Source organism: Pseudomonas sp. 210_17 TE3656 (assembly GCF_054821965.1).
In genome coordinates, this window is the sequence record NZ_JBTRBC010000001.1 from 3,566,424 (window position 1) to 3,588,305 (window position 21,882).

At 60.9% G+C, this 21,882-nt stretch carries 18 protein-coding genes; 12 read left to right on the plus strand and 6 right to left on the minus strand.

What is annotated here, in order from left to right:
• Nucleotides 1–18 precede the first annotated feature (18 nt).
• Both rhlB and ACVI9W_RS16790 read right to left on the minus strand, forming a co-directional pair.
• Nucleotides 19–1,452 carry an ATP-dependent RNA helicase RhlB gene (rhlB, locus tag ACVI9W_RS16785; RefSeq protein WP_461530582.1) on the minus strand — a complete coding sequence of 478 codons (1,434 nt, stop codon included), beginning with the start codon at nt 1,450–1,452 and terminating at the stop codon, nt 19–21.
• Between the two features lie 103 nt (nt 1,453–1,555).
• Nucleotides 1,556–2,212, minus strand: coding sequence for an alpha/beta hydrolase (locus ACVI9W_RS16790; RefSeq protein WP_461530583.1), 657 nt, complete (start codon nt 2,210–2,212; stop codon nt 1,556–1,558).
• Nucleotides 2,213–2,548: 336 nt separating this feature from the next.
• Between ACVI9W_RS16790 and ACVI9W_RS16795 the strand changes: the two genes are divergently transcribed.
• The 4 genes from ACVI9W_RS16795 (at nt 2,549) to ACVI9W_RS16810 (ending at nt 6,705) form a co-directional block, all read left to right on the plus strand.
• A complete protein-coding gene (locus tag ACVI9W_RS16795) occupies nt 2,549–3,577 on the plus strand; it encodes an amino acid ABC transporter substrate-binding protein (RefSeq protein ID WP_038607138.1) in 1,029 nt (342 codons plus the stop codon).
• A gap of 66 nt (nt 3,578–3,643) precedes the next feature.
• Nucleotides 3,644–4,822, plus strand: a complete 1,179-nt coding sequence (locus tag ACVI9W_RS16800; RefSeq protein ID WP_038607142.1) for an amino acid ABC transporter permease — start codon at nt 3,644–3,646, stop codon at nt 4,820–4,822.
• 10 nt (nt 4,823–4,832) lie between these two features.
• Nucleotides 4,833–5,930 carry an amino acid ABC transporter permease gene (locus tag ACVI9W_RS16805; protein WP_461530584.1) on the plus strand — a complete coding sequence of 366 codons (1,098 nt, stop codon included), beginning with the start codon at nt 4,833–4,835 and terminating at the stop codon, nt 5,928–5,930.
• A 10-nt stretch (nt 5,931–5,940) separates the two neighbouring features.
• A complete protein-coding gene (locus tag ACVI9W_RS16810) occupies nt 5,941–6,705 on the plus strand; it encodes an amino acid ABC transporter ATP-binding protein (RefSeq protein WP_038607148.1) in 765 nt (254 codons plus the stop codon).
• 82 nt (nt 6,706–6,787) lie between these two features.
• On the opposite strand, the gene algW is transcribed toward ACVI9W_RS16810, so the two are convergent.
• Nucleotides 6,788–7,945 (minus strand): Do family serine endopeptidase AlgW, encoded by a 1,158-nt coding sequence (gene algW, locus ACVI9W_RS16815; protein WP_038607151.1) that lies wholly within the window; start codon nt 7,943–7,945, stop codon nt 6,788–6,790.
• 235 nt (nt 7,946–8,180) lie between these two features.
• Here algW and ACVI9W_RS16820 point away from each other — a divergent pair, with 235 nt between their 5' ends.
• The 3 genes from ACVI9W_RS16820 (at nt 8,181) to cysN (ending at nt 11,909) form a co-directional block, all read left to right on the plus strand.
• Nucleotides 8,181–8,939, plus strand: coding sequence for a Nif3-like dinuclear metal center hexameric protein (locus ACVI9W_RS16820; RefSeq protein WP_038607153.1), 759 nt, complete (start codon nt 8,181–8,183; stop codon nt 8,937–8,939).
• 136 nt (nt 8,940–9,075) lie between these two features.
• The gene (gene cysD / locus ACVI9W_RS16825; RefSeq protein ID WP_191831053.1) at nt 9,076–9,993 is read left to right on the plus strand and encodes a sulfate adenylyltransferase subunit CysD; all 918 of its coding nucleotides are present in this window, start codon (nt 9,076–9,078) and stop codon (nt 9,991–9,993) included.
• A gap of 14 nt (nt 9,994–10,007) precedes the next feature.
• On the plus strand, nt 10,008–11,909 hold the full coding sequence (gene cysN / locus ACVI9W_RS16830) for a sulfate adenylyltransferase subunit CysN (RefSeq protein WP_461530585.1): 1,902 nt from the start codon (nt 10,008–10,010) through the stop codon (nt 11,907–11,909).
• A 434-nt stretch (nt 11,910–12,343) separates the two neighbouring features.
• Here the strand turns inward: cysN and ACVI9W_RS16835 are convergent, their stop codons facing one another.
• A complete protein-coding gene (locus tag ACVI9W_RS16835; protein WP_157191219.1) occupies nt 12,344–12,823 on the minus strand; it encodes an Lrp/AsnC family transcriptional regulator in 480 nt (159 codons plus the stop codon).
• Nucleotides 12,824–12,950: 127 nt separating this feature from the next.
• Here ACVI9W_RS16835 and ACVI9W_RS16840 point away from each other — a divergent pair, with 127 nt between their 5' ends.
• Entirely contained in the window at nt 12,951–14,147 is a 1,197-nt protein-coding gene (locus tag ACVI9W_RS16840) for a methionine gamma-lyase (protein ID WP_461530586.1), read from the plus strand.
• Between the two features lie 37 nt (nt 14,148–14,184).
• Nucleotides 14,185–16,884, plus strand: coding sequence for an alpha-ketoglutarate dehydrogenase (gene mdeB / locus ACVI9W_RS16845; RefSeq protein ID WP_461530587.1), 2,700 nt, complete (start codon nt 14,185–14,187; stop codon nt 16,882–16,884).
• Between the two features lie 48 nt (nt 16,885–16,932).
• On the opposite strand, the gene ACVI9W_RS16850 is transcribed toward mdeB, so the two are convergent.
• The gene (locus tag ACVI9W_RS16850; RefSeq protein WP_038607167.1) at nt 16,933–17,370 is read right to left on the minus strand and encodes a Z-ring associated ZapG family protein; all 438 of its coding nucleotides are present in this window, start codon (nt 17,368–17,370) and stop codon (nt 16,933–16,935) included.
• Nucleotides 17,371–17,508: 138 nt separating this feature from the next.
• Here ACVI9W_RS16850 and ACVI9W_RS16855 point away from each other — a divergent pair, with 138 nt between their 5' ends.
• From ACVI9W_RS16855 to zapE, 3 genes are all read left to right on the plus strand, one after another.
• Nucleotides 17,509–18,144, plus strand: coding sequence for an alpha/beta hydrolase (locus ACVI9W_RS16855; protein ID WP_461530588.1), 636 nt, complete (start codon nt 17,509–17,511; stop codon nt 18,142–18,144).
• 24 nt (nt 18,145–18,168) lie between these two features.
• Nucleotides 18,169–19,518, plus strand: a complete 1,350-nt coding sequence (locus ACVI9W_RS16860) for a tryptophan--tRNA ligase (RefSeq protein ID WP_461530589.1) — start codon at nt 18,169–18,171, stop codon at nt 19,516–19,518.
• A gap of 82 nt (nt 19,519–19,600) precedes the next feature.
• Complete coding sequence (gene zapE / locus ACVI9W_RS16865) at nt 19,601–20,695, plus strand: cell division protein ZapE (protein ID WP_461530590.1); 1,095 nt, start codon at nt 19,601–19,603, stop codon at nt 20,693–20,695.
• A 66-nt stretch (nt 20,696–20,761) separates the two neighbouring features.
• Here the strand turns inward: zapE and ACVI9W_RS16870 are convergent, their stop codons facing one another.
• The gene (locus ACVI9W_RS16870) at nt 20,762–21,658 is read right to left on the minus strand and encodes a GlxA family transcriptional regulator (RefSeq protein WP_167335136.1); all 897 of its coding nucleotides are present in this window, start codon (nt 21,656–21,658) and stop codon (nt 20,762–20,764) included.
• Nucleotides 21,659–21,882: the final 224 nt, after the last annotated feature.

The window sequence follows — 21,882 nt, forward strand, 5'->3', positions numbered from 1 at the left end:
TCAGACGACTGTCAGTACTCAGTGATGCTTGCGCGGCACTGGCTTGAGCAGTTCGGTCGGCGGCATCTCGCAGCTGATCTTGCGACCCAGCAGCTCTTCGATGGCCGGCAACTGGTAGGAGTCATCCTCGCCGGCGAAGCTGATCGACACACCGCTGGTGCCAGCACGACCGGTACGGCCGATACGGTGTACGTAATCGTCCGGATCTTCCGGCAAGGTGAAGTTGATCACATGGCTGATGCCGTCGATGTGGATACCGCGACCGGCGACGTCGGTCGCGACCAGCACGGTAATGCGGCCTTCACGGAAGTTTTCCAGGGTCTTGATGCGCTTGTGCTGGGGCACGTCACCCGACAACTGGGCAGCGTTGACGCCATCGCGTACCAGGCGTTCTTCGATGCGCCGCACTTCATCCTTGCGGTTGGCGAAGACCATCACCCGTTCCCACTTGTTCTCGGTCACCAGGTTGTACAGCAGCTTGTACTTGTCGCTGCCGGCAACGGCATAAACGTGCTGTTCGACGGTTTCGCTGGCAACGTTCTCCGGCTCGATCTCGACGATGGATGGATCGGTGGTCCACTGCTTGGCCAGGTTCATCACGTCTTCGGTGAAGGTCGCGGAGAACAGCAGGGTCTGACGTTCGCTCTTCGGCGGAGTCTGGCGGATGATCTGCCGTACCTGCGGGATGAAGCCCATGTCGAGCATGCGGTCGGCTTCGTCCAGTACCAGCACTTCGACCATGTCCAGGTGGGCTTCACCGCGTTGGTTGAAGTCCAGCAGACGGCCGGGAGTAGCCACGAGAATGTCGCAGTGGCGCGCTTCGAGGGCCTTGAGCTGCTTGTCGAAGTCCATGCCGCCAACGAAAGTCATCACGTTCAGGCCGGTGTACTTGGTCAGCGCCGCGGCGTCCTTGGCGATCTGCACCACCAGTTCACGGGTCGGGGCGATGATCAGTGCCCGTGGCTCGCCCATGTAGCGCTCTTTCGGCGGCGGGGTCTGCTGCAGCTGGGAAATGATCGAGATCAGGAAGGCTGCAGTCTTGCCGGTGCCGGTCTGGGCGCGGCCAATGGCATCCTTGCCGCGCAGGGTATGACCCAGCACTTGTGCCTGGATCGGCGTGCAATAAGGAAAGCCCAGGTCGTGGATCGCATGCATCAGCTCGGGCGAGAGCTTGAAATCATGGAACCGGGTCTTGCCTTCTTGCGGCTCGACCACGAAATCTTCCAGCTTCCAGGTGGAGGCTGCAGGTTTTGGCTTGCGCTCACGGCGCGGTTTGGGCTCGGCCGGCTTTTCGGCGCGTGCCGGTTGGGCAGCCTCGGCTTCGGTCTTGAGCGGGGCGGCCGGGGCAGGGGGCTTGGGTGCTGCGGGCGGCTGCATCACGGGGGCAGCGCTTTCGGGGGCGAGTTGCTCAACCTCGCTCTTGCCGAACATCTTCTTGAGTGCTTTGAGCACGGTCATCTCATCAATTGGTTAAGGAATGTACGCCGGCCAGTGTAATGCAAGAATCGGGCGCGGCGTAGTGGATTGCACTGACAACTACAGGGAAGTGTTCTTTTTAGCGCAGGCGCTTGATCAGCCATTCGCCGATATCGCGAATCTCCTCGGGCAGCACTTCGTGCTCCATGGGGTATTCCTTCCACTCAACGTTGATGCCCCAGTGCTTGAGGTGCTCATAAGCGCTGCGGCCCATGGCCGGTAGCACCACCGGGTCGTAGATACCGTGCAGGCACAGGGCCGGGGTGCGTTGCTGGCAAGCGCTCAGTTCACGCTCCTGGGCAAAGGTCGGCGCATAGGTCGACAGGGCGATCACACCGCCCAGGGCTTCTTGCCACTTTATATAAGCAGTGTGCAGCACCACCGCGCCGCCCTGGGAGAAACCGGCAAGAACGATACGGGCCAGGTCGATGCCTTTGGCCTGTTCGGCCTTGATCAGCTCGATCACCTGCTCGGCCGAAGCCTTCAGTTGATCTTCATCGATCGCCCGCGCCGGGGTCATGGCCTTGATGTCGTACCAGCTGGGCATTTCATAGCCACCGTTGATGGTCACCGGACGGGTGGGCGCCTGGGGCATGACGAAGCGGGTGGTCAGCAGAACTTCCTGCAAGGCTTCGGCCACCGGCATGAAGTCGTAACGATCGGCCCCCAGGCCGTGCAACCAGATCACACAGGCGTCTGCGGTTTTTTGTGGTTCGAGAATCAACGGGTGGCTCATGACTGCTCCGAAAGTGTGCGCGCGCTCTTGTTTGCGTGCATGAAATGAAGGCGCGTCGGGTAAATCCGGGAAAAACCTGTCGCAACGTTGCAAGTTTTCCTATTGACGTTAACTGAAACGCTTTAGCCGCTCAGTGTGGTACGCGCTTTGCTATGAAACTCCTGATGCGAGGTTACACGTTTTGGACGGTAACACCCGTTAGCGGTCCCCAAGGCTGTCACAGAACAGCGCATTGCGCCAATTGACCCAAAAACAAGCCAACACGGGTCGGATGCGCCTCATAAGGGTGCGGTGCAATCCCGGCTCAACACAATAAGAGCAAAACTGGAGGTTTGAATGAAGATGTTGAAATCCACCCTGGCAGTGGTTACCGCTGCTACCGTGCTCGGTATCAGTGGTATCGCACAGGCAGGTGCGACCCTGGACGCCGTGCAGAAGAAGGGCTTCGTTCAGTGTGGTGTCAGTGACGGCTTGCCGGGCTTCTCGGTTCCGGATGCCAAGGGCAACATCGTCGGTATCGACGCAGACGTCTGCCGCGCAGTGGCCGCAGCGGTGTTCGGCGATGCCAAGAAGGTCAAGTTCAGCCAGCTCAACGCCAAGGAGCGCTTCACCGCGCTGCAGTCCGGCGAAGTCGACGTGCTGTCGCGTAACACCACCTGGACCAGCTCGCGTGACGCCGGCATGGGCCTGGTGTTCGCCGGTGTTACCTATTACGACGGCATCGGTTTCCTGGTCAACAAGAAGCTCGGCGTTTCCAGCGCCAAGGAACTGGACGGTGCAACCATCTGCATCCAGGCCGGTACCACCACCGAACTCAACGTCTCCGACTACTTCCGCGCCAATGGCCTGAAGTACACCCCGATCACCTTCGACACCTCCGACGAAAGCGCCAAATCGCTGGAATCCGGCCGTTGCGACGTGCTGACCTCGGACAAGTCGCAGCTCTACGCACAGCGCTCCAAGCTGGCCGCCCCGGCCGATTACGTAGTACTGCCGGAAACCATTTCCAAGGAACCGCTGGGCCCGGTGGTACGTAAAGGCGATGAAGAGTGGTTCAGCATCGTCAAGTGGACCCTGTTCGCCATGCTCAATGCCGAAGAAATGGGCATCAACTCGAAGAACGTCGAAGCTGAAGCCAAAGCCACCAAGAACCCTGACGTGGCCCGTATGCTCGGCGCCGACGGCGAATACGGCAAGGACCTGAAACTGCCGAAGGACTGGGTGGTGCAGATCGTCAAACAGGTCGGCAACTACGGTGAAGTGTTCGAGAAGAACCTGGGCAAGGAAACCCCACTGCAAATCGACCGCGGCCTGAACGCCCTGTGGAACAACGGCGGCATCCAGTACGCGCCACCAGTGCGCTGACGGTTGCGGCCTGCGGCGGCCCATGCCGCCGCAGGCTGTTCGCATCCCTTCCTTGCGGGGCATTACATGCAAAATCAAATCGGCGCACCTAAGGGGCTATCCCTTAACGATCCACGTGTGCGTGCGTGGCTGTTCCAGATCATCACCGTGGTCGCGGTGCTGGCTCTGGGCTGGTACCTGTTTCACAACACCCAGACCAACCTGCAACATCGCGGGATCACTTCGGGCTTTGACTTTCTCGAGCGCAGTGCCGGTTTCGGCATCGCCCAGCACCTGATTCCCTACACCGAGCAGGACAGTTATGCCCGGGTTTTCGTCATCGGCTTGCTCAATACGCTGCTGGTGACTTTTATCGGCATCATTCTGGCAACCCTGCTGGGGTTCATCATCGGTGTGGCGCGGTTGTCACCGAACTGGATGATCAACAAGCTGGCCACCGTGTATGTCGAGACTTTCCGTAACATCCCACCGCTGTTGCAGATCCTGTTCTGGTACTTCGCGGTGTTTCTGACCCTGCCGGGACCGCGGGGCAGTATCAACATCAACGACGCCTTCTTTATCAGCAACCGGGGCCTGAACATGCCCGGTGCTTCTGTGGCCGAAGGATTCTGGCCATTCGTCGTCAGCCTGGTGCTGGCCATTGTTGCCATTGTGGTGATGGTGCGCCTGGCCAACCGGCGCTTCGAAGCCACCGGCGAGCCGTTTCACAAGTTCTGGGTCGGTCTGTTCCTGTTCTTCGGCATTCCGGCGCTCAGCGTGTTGCTGGCGGGCAGCCCGCTGCACTGGGAAATGCCGCAGCTCAAGGGCTTCAACTTCGTCGGCGGCTGGGTGCTGATCCCCGAACTGCTGGCCCTGACCCTGGCATTGACCATCTACACCGCGGCGTTCATCGCCGAAATCGTGCGTTCGGGTATTCGCTCGGTCAGCTACGGCCAGACCGAAGCAGCCCGCTCCCTGGGGCTGCGCGAAGGCCCGACCCTGCGCAAGGTGATCATTCCCCAGGCGTTGCGGGTGATCATTCCACCGCTGACCAGCCAGTACCTGAACCTGGCGAAGAACTCTTCGCTGGCGGCCGGTATCGGCTATCCGGAAATGGTCTCGTTGTTCGCCGGCACCGTGCTCAACCAGACCGGCCAGGCCATCGAGGTGATCGCCATCACCATGAGCGTCTATCTGGCCATCAGCATCAGCATTTCCCTGCTGATGAACTGGTACAACAAGCGCATTGCGCTGATCGAGCGGTGAGGATACGCGCATGACTACCCATGTTTTCAAACCTGATATGCCGCCGCCGGTGAAAACCGTCGGCGTGCTGGCCTGGATGCGCGCCAACCTGTTCTCCAGCTGGCTCAACACCCTGCTTACGCTGTTTGCCCTGTACCTGGTGTGGCTGATCGTGCCGCCGCTGCTGCAGTGGTCGATCTTCGACGCCAACTGGGTTGGCACCACACGCGCCGACTGCACCAAGGATGGCGCCTGCTGGGTGTTCATCCAGCAGCGTTTTGGCCAGTTCATGTACGGCTACTACCCGACCGAACTGCGTTGGCGCGTTGACCTGACCGTCTGGCTGGCGGTGATCGGCGCGGCGCCGCTGTTTATTGCGCGCTTCCCGCGCAAAGCGATCTACGGCCTGAGCTTTTTGGTGCTGTACCCGCTTGTTGCCTTCACCTTGTTGCACGGCGGCTACCTGGGCCTTAGCACAGTACCGACCAACCAATGGGGCGGGCTGATGCTGACCTTGGTAATCGCCACTGTCGGCATCGTCGGCGCCTTGCCGCTGGGCATCCTGCTGGCGCTGGGACGGCGCTCCAACATGCCGGCGGTGAAGGTGGTCTGCGTGACCTTCATCGAGTTCTGGCGCGGCGTGCCGTTGATCACCGTGCTGTTCATGTCGTCGGTGATGCTGCCGCTGTTCCTGCCCGAGGGCATGAGCTTCGACAAGCTGCTGCGGGCGATGATCGGGGTCATCCTGTTCCAGTCGGCGTATATCGCCGAAGTGGTGCGCGGCGGTTTGCAGGCCATTCCCAAAGGCCAGTACGAAGCCGCCGCGGCGATGGGCCTGGGTTACTGGCGCGCAATGGGCCTGGTGATCCTGCCGCAAGCCCTGAAGCTGGTGATTCCCGGCATCGTCAATACCTTCATTGCCCTGTTCAAGGACACCAGCCTGGTGATCATCATCGGCCTGTTCGACCTGCTCAACAGCGTCAAGCAGGCCGCTGCCGACCCGACCTGGCTGGGCATGGCGACCGAGGGCTATGTGTTCGCCGCCCTGGTTTTCTGGATTTTCTGTTTCGGTATGTCCCGCTACTCCATGCATCTGGAGCGCAAGCTGGATACAGGCCACAAGCGTTAGGAGTGTTCCCATGAGTGAAGCGATCAAACAGCCTGTGAGCCCTGAAGGCATTATTCAGATGCAGGGCGTGAACAAGTGGTACGGCCAGTTCCACGTGCTCAAGGACATCAACCTGAATGTGCGCCAGGGCGAGCGTATCGTCCTGTGCGGGCCGTCGGGCTCGGGCAAGTCGACCACCATCCGCTGCCTCAACCGTCTGGAAGAGCACCAGCAGGGCCGCATCGTGGTCGATGGCGTGGAACTGACCAACGACCTCAAGCAGATCGAAGCGATCCGCCGTGAAGTCGGCATGGTGTTCCAGCATTTCAACCTGTTCCCGCACCTGACCATCCTGCAGAACTGCACCCTGGCGCCGATGTGGGTGCGCAAGCTGCCCAAGCGCAAGGCCGAGGAAATCGCCATGCACTACCTGGAGCGGGTGCGGATTCCGGAGCAGGCCAACAAGTATCCGGGGCAATTGTCCGGTGGTCAGCAGCAGCGGGTGGCGATTGCCCGTGCGCTGTGCATGAAGCCGAAGATCATGCTGTTCGACGAACCGACCTCGGCGCTCGATCCGGAGATGGTCAAGGAAGTGCTCGACACCATGGTCAGCCTGGCGGAAGACGGCATGACCATGCTCTGCGTGACCCACGAGATGGGCTTTGCCCGGACGGTGGCGAACCGGGTGATCTTCATGGACAAGGGGGAGATTGTCGAGCAGGCGGCGCCGGACGACTTCTTCGACCGGCCGCAGAATGAGCGGACAAAGCTGTTCCTGAGTCAGATTCTGCACTGACCCCATCGCGGGGCAAGCCCGCTCCCACAGGTAAACCACAAAACCTGTGGGAGCGGGCTTGCCCCGCGATGCTGTTAGCCCATCAGTTTTCTTCTTTGGCTGCCGGTGCCGGCGGTGGACGCAGGCCGATTTCGGCAGTCAGCTTCAATTCCTTGCCGTTACGCATCACCTGGATCGCCACCTTGTCGTTGGGCTTGATCCGCGCCACCTGGTTCATCGAGCGACGACCGTCACCCGCTGGCTCGCCATTGATGCTGAGAATCACGTCACCCAGTTGCAGGCCGGCCTTTTGCGCCGGACCGTCGCGGAAGATCCCTGCCACCACGATCCCCGGACGCCCCTGCATGCCGAACGACTCTGCCAGCTCCTGACTCAGCGGCTGCACTTCGATACCCAGCCAGCCACGAATCACCTGACCGTGCTCGATGATCGCCTTCATCACCTCCAGCGCCAGCTTGGTCGGGATAGCGAAGCCGATGCCTTGGGAACCACCGGATTTGGAGAAGATCGCCGTGTTGATGCCGGTCAGGTTGCCGTTGGCGTCGACCAGGGCGCCACCGGAGTTGCCCGGGTTGATCGCCGCGTCAGTCTGGATGAAGTCTTCGTAGTTGTTCAGGCCCAGCTGGTTGCGGCCGGTGGCACTGATGATACCCATGGTGACGGTCTGGCCGACGCCGAAGGGGTTGCCGATGGCCAGGGCGACGTCGCCGATGTGAATGCTGTCGGAGCGGCCGATGGTGATCGACGGCAGGTTCTTCAGGTCGATCTTGAGCACCGCCAGATCGGTTTCCGGGTCGCTGCCGATGACCCGCGCCAGGGTTTCGCGGCCGTCCTTGAGGGCCACCACGATCTGGTCGGCACCGGAGGTCACGTGGTTGTTGGTCAGCAGGTAGCCTTCCGGGCTCATGATCACCGCCGAGCCCAGGCTCGACTCCCAACGCCGCTGCTTGGGCAGGTTGTCGCCGAAGAAACGGCGGAACTGCGGGTCTTCAAACAGCGGGTGCGCGGTCTTGTTGACCACTTTTGTGGTGTACAGGTTGGCCACCGCCGGTGCGGCAATGCTCACGGCGTCGGCGTAGGACACCGGCCCCTGCATGATCCGCGTGGTTTGCGGGGCCTGCTGCAGGTTGACGTCCTGGCTGGGCAGACCGACCCATTGTGGAAAGCGCTGGATGATCAGCAGGGCGATCAGCACGCCGACCAGCAGCGGCCAGGCAAAGTAACGCAAAGCCTTGAACATTGAACGAATCCTGGGAGTGGGCAGAGGGCCGCTTAACTGCGTGGGAGCGAGCGCGCGCGATCATACTGCCACCGAAGCGGTGCAGGAACTGTTAAATCGCAGCCGAGCCGTGGATACAGCGTGCAGGCCCCCAGGCAACCGCCGTCGGTTTCCCCAAACCCGGCGACGGCCCATAATGGCGGTCATTATACGGGGCCTTGCGCCGCGCTGAACTGCTGAATTGAGGAGTCTTTTCATGGCTGTTGCCCTGAGTACCCTGGTCGAGGAAGCCGAACGCTACCTTGGCAGCGCAAAAATCCAGGATTACTGCCCCAACGGCCTGCAGGTTGAAGGGCGTCCGCAGGTGACCCGCATCGTCAGCGGCGTCACCGCCAGCCAGGCGTTGCTGGACGCGGCAGTCGAGGCCGAAGCCGATCTGGTGCTGGTGCACCACGGTTATTTCTGGAAAGGCGAGAACCCGTGCATCACCGGGATGAAGCAGCGCCGGCTGAAAACCTTGCTGAAGAATGACCTGAGCTTGCTCGCCTACCATCTGCCACTGGACCTGCATCCTGAAGTCGGCAACAACGTGCAGTTGGCCCGTCAGCTCGACATTACCGTCGAAGGTCCGCTGGACCCGGACAACCCGCGGGTGGTCGGCCTGGTCGGTTCGCTGGCCGAGCCCATGTCGGCGCGCGACTTTGCCCGCAAGGTGCAGGAGGTCATGGGCCGCGAGCCACTGGTGATCGAGGGTGAGCAGATCATTCGCCGGGTCGGCTGGTGTACCGGCGGTGGCCAGGGTTACATCGACCAGGCGATTGCCGCAGGTGTCGACCTGTTCCTCAGTGGTGAGGCGTCTGAGCAGACCTTCCACAGCGCCCGCGAGAACGGCATCAGTTTCATCGCCGCCGGCCACCATGCCACCGAGCGTTACGGCGTGCAGGCGCTGGGTGATTACCTGGCGCGGCGCTTCGCCCTGGAGCACCTGTTCATCGACTGTCCGAACCCGATCTGAGACTAAAACGGCAGGGCATATTCTTATACTGTTTCGATCTAGTCGGGCGCCTAAATAGAATCGAGTGCTGTGATAAAGTGGCCCGCTCGAACACGGCCCGCTGGCCGTCCATAAGATCGTATTTCCGTGAGTAGCCATGGTCGACAAACTGACGCATTTGAAACAGTTGGAGGCGGAAAGCATCCACATCATTCGTGAGGTGGCCGCCGAGTTCGATAACCCGGTGATGCTGTACTCGATCGGCAAGGATTCGGCCGTGATGCTGCATCTGGCGCGCAAAGCCTTCTTCCCGGGCAAATTGCCGTTCCCGGTGATGCATGTCGACACCCAGTGGAAATTCCAGGAGATGTACAGCTTCCGCGACAAGATGGTCGAGGAAATGGGCCTGGAGCTGATCACTCACGTGAACCCGGACGGCGTCGCCCAGGGCATCAACCCGTTCACCCACGGCAGTGCCAAGCACACCGACATCATGAAGACCGAGGGCCTAAAACAGGCGCTCGACAAGCATGGCTTCGATGCCGCCTTCGGTGGCGCACGCCGCGACGAAGAGAAGTCGCGGGCCAAGGAACGTGTCTACTCGTTCCGTGACAGCAAGCACCGCTGGGACCCGAAGAACCAGCGTCCGGAGCTGTGGAACGTCTATAACGGCAAGGTCAACAAAGGCGAATCGATTCGCGTGTTCCCGCTGTCGAACTGGACCGAGCTGGACATCTGGCAGTACATCTATCTTGAAGGCATCCCGATCGTGCCGCTGTACTTCGCTGCCGAGCGCGATGTGATCGAGAAGAACGGCACCCTGATCATGATCGATGACGAGCGCATCCTCGAGCACCTCTCGGATGAAGAAAAGGCTCGCATCGTCAAAAAGAAAGTACGTTTCCGTACCCTTGGCTGCTACCCGCTGACGGGCGCTGTCGAGTCTGAGGCCGAAACCCTGACCGACATCATTCAGGAAATGCTCCTGACGCGCACTTCCGAGCGCCAGGGCCGCGTCATCGACCACGATGGTGCAGGCTCGATGGAAGACAAGAAACGTCAAGGCTATTTCTAAGTTAGGGTCAGACCATGTCGCACCAATCCGAATTGATCAGCGAGGACATCCTCGCTTACCTGGCCCAGCACGAACGTAAAGAACTGCTGCGCTTTTTGACCTGCGGTAACGTCGATGACGGCAAGAGCACCCTGATCGGGCGCCTGCTGCACGACTCGAAGATGATCTACGAAGACCATCTGGAAGCCATCACCCGCGATTCGAAGAAAGTCGGCACCACTGGCGACGACATCGACCTGGCGTTGCTGGTCGACGGCCTGCAGGCCGAGCGCGAGCAGGGCATCACCATCGATGTCGCCTACCGCTACTTCTCCACCGCCAAGCGCAAGTTCATCATCGCCGACACCCCGGGCCACGAGCAGTACACCCGCAACATGGCCACCGGTGCGTCCACCTGCGACCTGGCGATCATCCTCGTCGATGCCCGTTACGGCGTGCAGACCCAGACCCGTCGCCACAGCTACATCGCGTCCCTGTTGGGCATCAAGCACATCGTCGTCGCCGTGAACAAGATGGACCTCAAAGGCTTCGATGAGGACGTGTTCGAGAGCATCAAGGCCGACTACCTGCAGTTTGCCGAAGCCATCAACATGGCCCCGAGCAGCCTGCACTTCGTGCCGATGTCGGCGCTCAAGGGCGACAACGTGGTCAACCGCAGCGAGCGTTCGCCGTGGTACACCGGCCCTGCGCTGATGGAAATCCTTGAAACCGTGGAAGTGGCGGCCGACCGCAACTTCACCGACCTGCGCTTCCCGGTGCAGTACGTCAACCGGCCGAACCTGAACTTCCGTGGCTTTGCCGGTACCCTGGCCAGCGGCGTGGTGCACAAGGGCGATGAAATCGTCGTGCTGCCGTCGGGCAAGAGCAGCCGGGTCAAGTCCATCGTCACCTTCGAAGGTGAGCTGGAGAACGCCGGCCCGGGCCAGGCTGTGACCCTGACCATGGAAGACGAGATCGACATCTCCCGTGGCGACCTGCTGGTGCATGCCGACAACGTCCCGCCGGTGACCGACCAGTTCGACGCCATGCTCGTGTGGATGGCCGAAGAGCCAATGCTGCCGGGCAAGAAATACGACATCAAGCGCGCCACCAGCTACGTGCCGGGCTCGATTGCCAGCATCGCCCACAAGGTCGATGTCAACACCCTCGAGCAGGGCGCCGCGAGTGCCTTGCAGCTCAATGAAATCGGCAAGGTCAAGGTCAGCCTCGACGCGCCGATCGCCCTCGACGGCTATGACAGCAACCGCACCACCGGTGCATTTATCGTCATCGACCGCCTGACCAACGGCACTGTTGGTGCCGGCATGATCATCGCGCCGCCGGTCGTGCCGCACGGCACCATCGGTCAGCATGGGAAACTGGCTCACGTCGACACTGCAGAGCGTGCCCTGCGTTTCGGCCAGCAGCCGGCCACCGTGTTGTTCAGCGGCCTGTCGGGCGCGGGCAAGAGCACGCTGGCCTACGCCGTGGAGCGCAAGCTGTTCGACATGGGCCGTGCGGTTTATGTGCTCGATGGCCAGAACCTGCGTCATGACCTGAACAAAGGTCTGCCGCAAGACCGCGCCGGACGTACCGAGAACTGGCGTCGTGCCGCGCACGTGGCGCGTCAGTTCAACGAAGCCGGCCTGCTGACCCTGGCTGCATTCGTTGCTCCGGACGCTGAAGGCCGTGAACAGGCCAAGGCGTTGATCGGCAAGGAGCGTCTGATCACCGTTTACGTTCAGGCCTCGCCAATGGCTTGCCGCGAGCGCGACCCGCAAGGCCTGTACGCTGCCGCTGGCGACAACATCCCGGGCGAAAGCTTCCCGTATGACGTACCGCTGGATGCCGACCTGGTGGTCGATACCCAGAACGTCAGTCTGGAAGAGGGCGTCAAGCAGGTGCTGGAGCTGCTGCGCAAGCGTGGTGCGATCTAAGCGTTGCGGATAAAAAAGAAACCCCACCTCGGTGGGGTTTTTTGTTGTCCGCAAAACAGCATCGCGGGGCAAGCCCGCTCCCACCGGGATCTTCGGTGGGAGCGGGCTTGCCCCGCGAAAAAATTCAGGCGTACATATTTTTCTAAGTTTTAGTTGGCCCCTCTGTTGCACATTTGCATATTAGGATCCATGTCGCATTTGAACTGTCGTTCATAAAGTGGCTTCGTTAGCGTGAACTTTCCATTGGTGCATGCGGATAACGTCACTGCGCAAAGGACTAATATGAATTTCATGGGACGCCACTACCTCGTGTCGGAATGAGCCAATAATCTCCTCTCACGGGTAGTGAGAACATACCAACGCTTCCCATTGTCCAGTAGGCCAAAAACTGTTCGGCGGTAGGGTTTCGGTCTCCATGTGAGTAGGAATACTATTCAAATATGCTTCTCCGAAACCGGAATCACCCGCTTCTCCTTCACCGCCTTGAAGGAAAAACTCGAGTAAATCTCCTTCACCCCCGGCAATCGTTGCAGCACCTCTCGGGCGAACTCGCCGAACGACTCCAGGTCCCGCGCCAGAATCTCCAGCAGGAAGTCATAGCGCCCGGAGATGTTGTGACAGGCAACGATCTCGGGGATCTCCATCAAGCGTTGCTCAAAAGCCCGGGCCATTTCCTTGGAGTGCGAGTCCATCATGATGCTGACAAAAGCAGTCACGCCAAAGCCCAGGGCCTTGGGGGAAAGGATGGCCTGGTAGCCGGTGATGTAGCCGTTCTCTTCGAGCAGTTTGACCCGCCGCCAGCATGGCGAGGTGGTCAGGGCGACGTTGTCGGCCAGTTCGGAAATGGTCAGTCGCGCGTTGTCCTGCAGGGCGGCCAGCAGGGCGCGGTCGGTACGGTCGATGGCGGTAGGCATGATTTGCCCTCCGTGGCCTGAATTCATTGTTTTTTTGTTAATAACCACAGTGAACAGTGGTCATATTTGGAAAAAAATCAGCACCTCAGTGGCATAAGCTTATAACAAACCACAAGAGGCTGTTGTCATGAGCGGCTCTACCAAGGATTCAGGTTTCGCTACCCGTGCCATCCACCACGGCTACGACCCATTGGCCCACCAGGGTTCTCTGGTTCCACCGGTCTACCAGACCGCCACGTTTGCGTTTCCGACGGTTGAGTACGGCGCAGCCTGCTTTGCCGGGGAAGAGGGCGGCCATTTCTATACGCGCATTTCCAATCCCACCCTGGCCCTGCTGGAAGAGCGCATGGCCTCGCTTGAAGGCGGTGAGGCCGGGTTGGCCCTGGCCTCGGGAATGGGTGCAATCACTGCGACCTTGTGGACCCTGCTGCGGCCAGGTGATGAGGTGTTGGTAGGGCGTACTTTGTACGGCTGCACCTTTGCCTTTCTGCACCACGGCATCGGTGAGTTCGGGGTCAAGGTGCGTCATGTCGACATGACTGACCTGCAGGCGCTTGAAGCGGCGATCAGCGGGCAAACCAAGGTGATCTACTTCGAAACACCGGCCAACCCGAACATGCAGATGGCCGATATCGCTGCCGTGGCAACGCTTGCGCACAAGCACGCAATCACCGTGGTGGTCGATAACACCTACTGCACACCGTACCTGCAACGACCGCTGGAGCTGGGGGCGGACCTGGTGGTGCATTCGGCGACCAAGTACCTGAGCGGCCATGGCGATATCACTGCCGGCCTGGTGGTCGGGCGCAAGGCACTGGTGAGCCGGGTTCGGCTTGAAGGCCTCAAGGACATGACCGGTGCGGTAATGTCGCCCCAGGATGCCGCCTTACTGATGCGCGGTATGAAGACCCTGAACCTGCGCATGGAGCGCCATTGCAGCAGTGCCCAGACCATCGCCGAGTACCTGCAGCAGCATCCGGCCGTGGAGTTGATCAACTATCCCGGTCTGCCTGGGTTCCCACAATACCAACTGGCCCTGCAGCAGATGCGCTTGCCCGGCGGCATGATCGCCTTTGAACTCAAGGGCGGGATCAGTGCCGGACGTCGCTTCATGAATGCCCTGCAACTGTTCAGTCGCGCCGTCAGTCTGGGGGATGCCGAATCCCTGGCCCAGCACCCGGCAAGCATGACCCATTCCAGCTATACCCCTGAGGAGCGTGCCCGGTACGGCATCTCGGAAGGGTTGGTGCGGCTGTCGGTCGGTCTTGAAGATATCGACGACTTGCTCGCCGATATCGAACAGGCACTGAAGGCCTGCGCCTGAAACCATCAAGGATGAGGCCAATGCAATGGTGGCAATGATGAGCCTTGTGCCCGGTGAAGGTGTGCCGCGTCGCCTGGGTGATGATCCGCAAGCCGACAGCGATCCGGGTGAAACCGCCGAGTGGCTCGACGCGCTGGATTCGACCCTGCAGCACTGTGGTCCGCAGCGTGCGCGATTTCTCCTTGAGCAACTGCAGGCGCATGCCCGTGAGCTGGGCCTGGAGCAAGGCGTCCAGGCCTTCTCGGCCTACCGCAATACCTTGTCGGTAGAGCAGCAGGGGACCTATCCGGGGGATCTGGAGCTGGAAGAGCGAATTACCAGTCTCCTGCGCTGGAACGCGCTGGCCATGGTGGTGCGGGCCAATCATGCCTATGGCGACCTGGGCGGGCATATCGCCAGTTACGCCTCGGCAGCGGAAATCTTCGAAGTCGGTTTCCAGCACTTCTTTCGTGGCGAGTCCGGCGCTGAGCAACGCAGCGCCGACCTGGTGTTTTTCCAGCCGCATTCAGCGCCTGGCATCTATGCCCGGGCGTTTCTCGAAGGGCGACTGAGTGAGGAGCAACTGGCCAGCTACCGCCAGGAAGTCGCTGGCAATGGTCTGTGCTCCTATCCACACCCCTGGCTGATGCCCGACTTCTGGCAGTTCCCCACCGGTTCCATGGGCATCGGCCCGCTCAATGCGATCTACCAGGCCCGGTTCATGCGCTACCTGCACAACCGTCAGCTGCTCGACACCAGCGCCCGGCATGTCTGGGGTGTGTTCGGCGATGGCGAGATGGACGAGCCGGAATCCATCGCCGGTCTGACCCTGGCCGCGCGCGAGCAACTGGATAACCTCACCTTTGTAGTCAACTGCAACCTGCAGCGCCTGGACGGGCCGGTACGTGGTAATGGCCAGATCATCCAGGAGCTGGAAGCGCTGTTTCGTGGTGCCGGCTGGAACGTGATCAAGGTGCTCTGGGGCTCGGAGTGGGACGCGCTGTTTGCGCGGGACAGCGAGCACGTTCTGCTGCGTCAGCTGGCGGCTACCCCGGATGGTCAGTTCCAGAACCTGGGGGCCAAAGACGGCACCTACAACCTTGAGCACTTCTTCAACCAGCAACCGGCCCTGCAGAAACTGGTCGAGCACATGAGCTCCGAGGAGATCAACGCGCTCAAGCGTGGCGGCCACGATTTTCGTAAGTTGTACGCTGCCTTTGCCGCGGCCAGGGCCTGCAAAGGGCGGCCGAGCGTGATCCTGGCCAAAACCAAGAAAGGCTACGGGATGAGTGCAGCGGGTGAGTCACGCATGACTGCGCATCAAGCGAAGAAGCTCGATGTCCAGGCCTTGCTGGCTTTCCGCGATCGCTTTCACCTGCCGCTCAGCGACAGTCAGGTCGAGCAGTTGCAGTTCTATCGCCCGGCAGAGGACAGCGCCGAGCTGCGCTACCTGCGTGAGCGCCGCGCCGCGCTCGGCGGACCATTACCCGCACGGCGTAGTGACGTGCGCCCGATAACGGTGCCCGCGCTGGAAGCCATGGGTGGTTTTGCCTTGCAGGCCGACGGCAAGGAAATGTCTACCACCATGGCGGCAGTACGCATGCTCAGTGCCTGGCTCAAAGCCCCCGAGCTGGGGCCACGTGTGGTGCCGATCGTCGCCGATGAGGCGCGTACCTTCGGCATGGCCAGCCTGTTCCGCCAGATCGGCATCTATTCACCCCAGGGGCAGTGCTACGAGCCCGAGGATGCCGGCTCATTGCTGTCCTACAAGGAAGCCCGTGACGGTCAGTTGCTGGAGGAGGGGATCACCGAAGCGGGGGCGATTTCCTCCTGGGTGGCGGCGGCAACGTCTTATGCGGTGCATGGCGAGCCGATGCTGCCGGTGTACATCTACTACTCGATGTTCGGTTTCCAGCGTGTCGGTGATCTGATCTGGGCTGCCGCCGACCAGCGTGCCCGTGGTCTGTTGCTGGGAGCTACTGCCGGTCGCACGACCCTGGGAGGAGAAGGTTTGCAGCACCAGGACGGTTCGAGTCTGGTGATGGCCTCGATGGTGCCCAACTGCCGGGCCTGGGAGCCGTGCTTTGCCGGTGAACTGGCGGTGATTCTCGAGTATGCGGCGCGGCGCATGCTCAGCGAACAACGCGACGAGTTCCATTACGTGGCGGTGATGAACGAAAACTATCCACAACCTTCGCTGCCAGCGCAGGTGCATGAAGAGGTTTTGCGCGGCATGTACCGCTATGTCGAACAGCGCGTAGCCGCGGCGCAGGGGCGCGTGCGCCTGCTGGGTTCCGGGGCGATCCTGCGTGAGGTCATTGCTGCCAGCGAACTGTTGGCCCGCGATTGGCAGATTGCGAGCGAGGTGTTCAGCGTCACCAGCTTCAGCGAGCTGGCACGCGAGGCGCGGGATATGGATCGCGCCAGTCGCCTGGGGCAGGACGGTGCGGGTGTCAGTCACCTGCAGCGTTGCCTGCAAGGCAGTGAGCCGGTGATCGCTGCCAGCGATTATGTGCGTGCCTGGCCGCAGCTGATTGCCGAGTATGTGCAGGCACCCTACGTGACCTTGGGCACTGATGGCTTTGGCCGCAGCGACACACGGCAGCAGCTAAGGCGGTTTTTCGAAGTTGATCGCTTCAGTATCGTGCTGGCCAGTCTGCACAGTCTGGTGCGCCAGGGCAGTATCGAGCGGCAGGTGCTGGACCAGGCACTGGAACGCTATGGGCACGGCTCGGAGACTGCGCCCTGGTACTGCTGAAAAACAGGCAGGACGAAAAAAAGCCCCGCCAATCGGCGGGGCTTTTTGTCAGTTACGCTTGAGCCCGTAATGCTCATCGAGCATGCCCGGTGCGTTCGGCGCTTTCGGCGCGTAGTCACGCGGTACTTCGGTATCCTTTGGTGGTGTCAGGCGATCACGCGGGGCCTGTACGGCTTCCGAGTGCAGGGAGGCCAGCAGGCGCTGGCGGGTCAGTTCGTCCAGGGCCAGGCGGTTGGCGCCATCGGCCAGGTGGTCCTGAACTTCCTGGTAACTTTGGGTCAGTTTCTTGACCAGCGCAGCCGTACTGTTGAAGTGAGTAACCACCTCGTTCTGGTAGCTGTCGAAACGTTCCTGGATATCATCCAGCTGGCGCTGAGTGCTGCTCGGGGCGGCATTGGGCAGCAGGCGGGCGACCAGGAAACCAACGACAACGCCCACGACGAGGGCCAGGGTCGGCAACAACCAAACTAAGAGCGAGAGTTCCACGAGTCCTTCCTCTATAAACGGCTTTGCTTTACGTTAACGGCTCGGACCTGCGCTGTATACCGCGAACGATCGCAAATATCTCAGACAGAATCATTCAGCTAGACGAGTCGACCCTTTCCGAGGTCACGGAGTTTATCCTTGCTTATCCGCGAAACCCCCGTATTCATCGATGGCCCGGTCGGCCAACTGGAAGCCTTGTACCTTGATGTTGCCGACGCCCGTGGCGTGGTGTTGCTGTGTCACCCTAACCCGGTGCAGGGCGGGACCATGACCAACAAGGTGGTGTCGATGCTGCAACGTACCGCCCGCGATGCCGGTTACATTACCTTGCGTTTCAACTACCGTGGCGTCGGCGCCAGCGCTGGCAGCCATGACATGGGCAGCGGTGAAGTGGACGATGCCCAGGCGGCAGCGACCTGGCTGCTGGAAAAACATCCACAGCTGCCCCTGACCCTGATGGGTTTTTCATTCGGCGGCTTCGTTGCGGCCAGTCTCGGCGGGCGTCTGGAAGCACAGGGCATCAAGCTCAAGCACCTGTTCATGGTTGCGCCAGCGGTCATGCGCTTGCAGGGGCACGACACCTTGCCACAAGCCTGCGCGCTGAGCGTGATCCAGCCGGAAACCGACGAAGTGATCGATCCGCAGCTGGTCTACGACTGGTCCGACGCACTCACACGCCCCCATGAGCTGCTGAAAGTGGCAGAATGCGGACACTTTTTCCATGGCAAGCTCACCGACCTCAAGGAACTGGTGCTGCCGCGCCTTTCGAATTGATACAAGCCTGATAAGCGATTACCCATGACTACGCGCATCCTTACCGGTATCACCACCACGGGCACGCCTCACCTGGGCAACTATGCCGGTGCCATCCGCCCGGCGATCCTCGCCAGCCGTGAGCCAGGTGTCGACTCGTTCTACTTCCTCGCCGACTACCACGCCCTGATCAAGTGCGATGACCCGCAGCGCATCCAGCGCTCGCGTCTGGAAATCGCCGCGACCTGGCTGGCCGGTGGCCTGGACCCGGAACGCGTGACCTTCTACCGCCAGTCCGACATCCCGGAAATCCCCGAGCTGACCTGGCTGCTGACCTGCGTGGCGGCCAAGGGCCTGCTCAACCGTGCGCACGCCTACAAGGCCTCGGTGGACAAAAACGTCGAGAGCGGTGAAGACCCGGATGCCGGCATCAGCATGGGCCTGTACAGCTACCCGGTATTGATGGCCGCCGACATCCTGATGTTCAACGCCAACAAGGTGCCGGTCGGCCGCGACCAGATCCAGCACGTGGAAATGGCCCGTGATATCGGCCAGCGTTTCAACCACCTGTTCGGTCAGGGCAAGGAATTCTTTGCCATGCCCGAAGCGCTGATCGAAGAAAGCGTGGCGACTTTGCCGGGCCTGGATGGCCGCAAGATGTCCAAGAGCTATGACAACACCATTCCGTTGTTCACCAGCGCCAAGGACATGAAGGACGCGATCTCGCGCATCGTCACCGACTCCCGCGCTCCGGGCGAAGCCAAGGATCCGGACAATTCGCACCTGTTCACCCTGTTCCAGGCTTTCGCCACCCCGGCACAAGCCGACGAGTTCCGCAGCGAGCTGCTGCAGGGGCTGGGTTGGGGCGAAGCCAAGCAGCGTCTGTTCCAGCTGCTCGATGGCCAGCTGAGCGAGCCGCGCGAGCGCTATCACCAGCTGATCAGCCGCCCGGCAGACCTGGAAGACATCCTCCTGGCCGGTGCCCAGAAAGCCCGCAAAGTGGCCACTCCGTTCCTCGAGCAACTGCGTGAAGCGGTTGGCCTGCGCTCGTTCCGCAGCATCGAGCAGGGCACTGCCCAGGTCAAAAAGAAGGCCGCCAAGGCCGCACGCTTTGTCAGCTTCCGTGAAGACGACGGCAGCTTCCGCTTCCGCCTGCTCGCGGCCGACGGTGAGCAACTGCTGCTGTCGCGCAACTTCGCTGACGGCAAGACCGCAGGTGCGGTAAGCAAGCAACTGCAGCAAGGCGGCGAGCTGGACGTACGCCCTGAAGGCCTGGGCTTCAGCCTGTGGCTGGAAGGCGAGTGCGTTGCCGACGGGCCACAGCTGGCCGACGAAGCGGCGCGCGATGCCGCGATCGAGAGCCTGCGCGCTGCCTTGCAACCACAGCAGGACTGAACGGTCTGACGCAAGTCTGATTGCCATTATCCAGGGCCGTCGCTACAGTGACGGCCCGTTTTTGTTACCTTGCTAACGAATTATGACGCCCCTAGAACGATATCAAGCAGATCTGAAACGTCCCGAATTCTTCCATGATGCGGCGCAGGAAACTGCGGTGCGTCATCTGCAGCGCCTGTACGACGATCTGATCGCGGCGCAGAACAGCAAGCCGGGTGTGTTCGGCAAGCTGTTCGGCAAGAAGGAGCAGGCACCGGTCAAGGGCTTGTACTTCTGGGGTGGGGTAGGGCGCGGCAAGACCTACCTGGTCGATACGTTCTTCGAAGCACTGCCGTTCAAGCAGAAGGTGCGTACGCACTTTCACCGCTTCATGAAGCGCGTGCACGAAGAAATGAAAACCCTCAAGGGTGAGAAGAACCCGCTGACCATCATCGCCAAGCGTTTTTCCGAAGAAGCGCGGGTGATCTGCTTCGACGAGTTCTTCGTTTCCGATATTACCGACGCGATGATTCTTGGCACCCTGATGGAGGAACTGTTCAAGAACGGTGTGACCCTGGTGGCCACCTCCAACATCGTCCCGGATGGTCTGTACAAGGACGGCCTGCAGCGTGCGCGTTTCCTGCCGGCCATCGCCCTGATCAAGCAGAACACCGAGATCGTCAACGTCGACAGCGGCGTCGACTATCGCTTGCGTCATCTGGAGCAAGCCGAGCTGTTCCACTTCCCGCTGGACGAAGCGGCTCACGAAAGTCTACGCAAGAGCTTCCGCGCGCTGACGCCGGAGTGCACCCAGGCGGTGGAAAACGATGTGCTGGTCGTCGAGAACCGCGAGATTCGTGCCTTGCGCACCTGTGACGACGTGGCCTGGTTTGACTTCCGTGAACTGTGCGACGGCCCACGCAGCCAGAACGATTACATCGAACTGGGCAAGATTTTCCATGCCGTGCTGCTCAGCGACGTCGAGCAGATGAGTGTGGCTACTGACGACATCGCCCGGCGCTTCATCAACATGGTCGACGAGTTCTATGACCGCAACGTCAAGCTGATCATCTCGGCCGAGGTTGAGCTCAAGGACCTGTACACCGGTGGTCGTCTGACCTTCGAGTTCCAGCGCACCCTCAGCCGTTTGCTGGAAATGCAGTCCCACGAATTCCTGGCGCGCGCGCACAAGCCTTGATCGATCGCGGGGCAAGCCCGCTCCTACCTATTCCGGTGGGAGCGGGCTTGCCCCGCGATAAGGCCCTCAAGCCTCCTGCATGAACTGCTGCCGATACTGGTTCGGCGACAACTCCGTGTGCTGCCTGAACAGCCGCGCAAAGAAACTCGCATCGTCATAGCCGACCTCATAACTGATGGTCTTGATGCTCTTGCGCGTGCCCGACAACAAGCCTTTGGCCGTCTCGATCCGTAGCCGTTGCAGATAGTGCAGCGGCTTGTCGCCGGTCGCCGTCTGAAAGCGGCGCATGAAGTTGCGGATGCTCATGCCATGGTTGCGTGCCACGTCTTCGAAGCGGAACTTGTCGGCAAAGTGCTCTTCGAGCCACTGCTGGATCTGCAGGATGATCAGGTCCTGGTGCAGCTTCTGTCCGCCAAAGCCCATGCGCCCCGGGGTGTAGTTGCGCTGCACCTCGTAAAGGATGTCGCGGGCGACCGCCTGGGCGACGTTGGCGCCGCAGAAACGTTCGATCAGATAGATGTACAGGTCGCAGGCTGAGGTAGTGCCGCCGGCGCAGTAGAGGTTGTCGGCGTCGGTCAGGTGCTTGTCCTGATTCAGGCTGACCTTGGGGAAGCGTTCGGCGAACTGGTTGAAGAAGCGCCAGTAAGTGGTCGCCTCCTTGCCATCGAGCAAGCCGGACTCGGCCAGCCAGAACACGCCACTGGCCTCGCCACAGAGCACGGCGCCGCGCGCATGCTGTTCACGCAGCCAGGGCAGGACCTGGGGGTAGCGCTGGCAGAGGGCGTCGAAATCGTCCCAGAAGGCCGGCAGGATGATCACATCGGCCTGTTCCAGGCCACTGTCCACCGGTAGCAGGACATCGCTGAACGTGCGCACAGGCTGCCCGTCAGGGCTGACCAGGCGGGTCTCGAACATCGGTTGCAAGCCCAGGCCCAGTTGCTTGCCATAGCGCAGGCTGGCCAGGTGGAAGAAGTCTTTGGCCTGCATCACTGTCGAAGCAAAGACGTTATCGATGGCCAGGATACTGACGCGCCGCAAGGACGCGGTGGGTTGGGTAAACATCATTTTCGTTATTCTTATAGGGTAGAGTGGTCAATCACCGGCTGGATCGTCTTATTTTTTGGCCGTTGTGTCTACCCTCGGTTCTTGTGGGAGCCGGCATTGCCGGCGATGCGGCGCATAGCGCC

Excerpts from the sequence above, each read along its gene's own strand:
- ACVI9W_RS16840 (WP_461530586.1), top strand. The coding sequence starts at position 12,951 with ATGAGCGGCTCTACCAAGGATTCAGGTTTCGCTACCCGTGCCATCCAC.
- ACVI9W_RS16790 (WP_461530583.1), bottom strand. The coding sequence starts at position 2,212 with ATGAGCCACCCGTTGATTCTCGAACCACAAAAAACCGCAGACGCCTGT.
- mdeB (WP_461530587.1), top strand. The coding sequence starts at position 14,185 with ATGAGCCTTGTGCCCGGTGAAGGTGTGCCGCGTCGCCTGGGTGATGAT.
- algW (WP_038607151.1), bottom strand. The coding sequence starts at position 7,945 with ATGTTCAAGGCTTTGCGTTACTTTGCCTGGCCGCTGCTGGTCGGCGTG.
- ACVI9W_RS16800 (WP_038607142.1), top strand. The coding sequence starts at position 3,644 with ATGCAAAATCAAATCGGCGCACCTAAGGGGCTATCCCTTAACGATCCA.
- ACVI9W_RS16795 (WP_038607138.1), top strand. The coding sequence starts at position 2,549 with ATGAAGATGTTGAAATCCACCCTGGCAGTGGTTACCGCTGCTACCGTG.
- ACVI9W_RS16835 (WP_157191219.1), bottom strand. The coding sequence starts at position 12,823 with ATGCCTACCGCCATCGACCGTACCGACCGCGCCCTGCTGGCCGCCCTG.
- cysD (WP_191831053.1), top strand. The coding sequence starts at position 9,076 with ATGGTCGACAAACTGACGCATTTGAAACAGTTGGAGGCGGAAAGCATC.
- ACVI9W_RS16820 (WP_038607153.1), top strand. The coding sequence starts at position 8,181 with ATGGCTGTTGCCCTGAGTACCCTGGTCGAGGAAGCCGAACGCTACCTT.
- zapE (WP_461530590.1), top strand. The coding sequence starts at position 19,601 with ATGACGCCCCTAGAACGATATCAAGCAGATCTGAAACGTCCCGAATTC.
- ACVI9W_RS16810 (WP_038607148.1), top strand. The coding sequence starts at position 5,941 with ATGAGTGAAGCGATCAAACAGCCTGTGAGCCCTGAAGGCATTATTCAG.
- cysN (WP_461530585.1), top strand. The coding sequence starts at position 10,008 with ATGTCGCACCAATCCGAATTGATCAGCGAGGACATCCTCGCTTACCTG.
- ACVI9W_RS16805 (WP_461530584.1), top strand. The coding sequence starts at position 4,833 with ATGACTACCCATGTTTTCAAACCTGATATGCCGCCGCCGGTGAAAACC.
- ACVI9W_RS16860 (WP_461530589.1), top strand. The coding sequence starts at position 18,169 with ATGACTACGCGCATCCTTACCGGTATCACCACCACGGGCACGCCTCAC.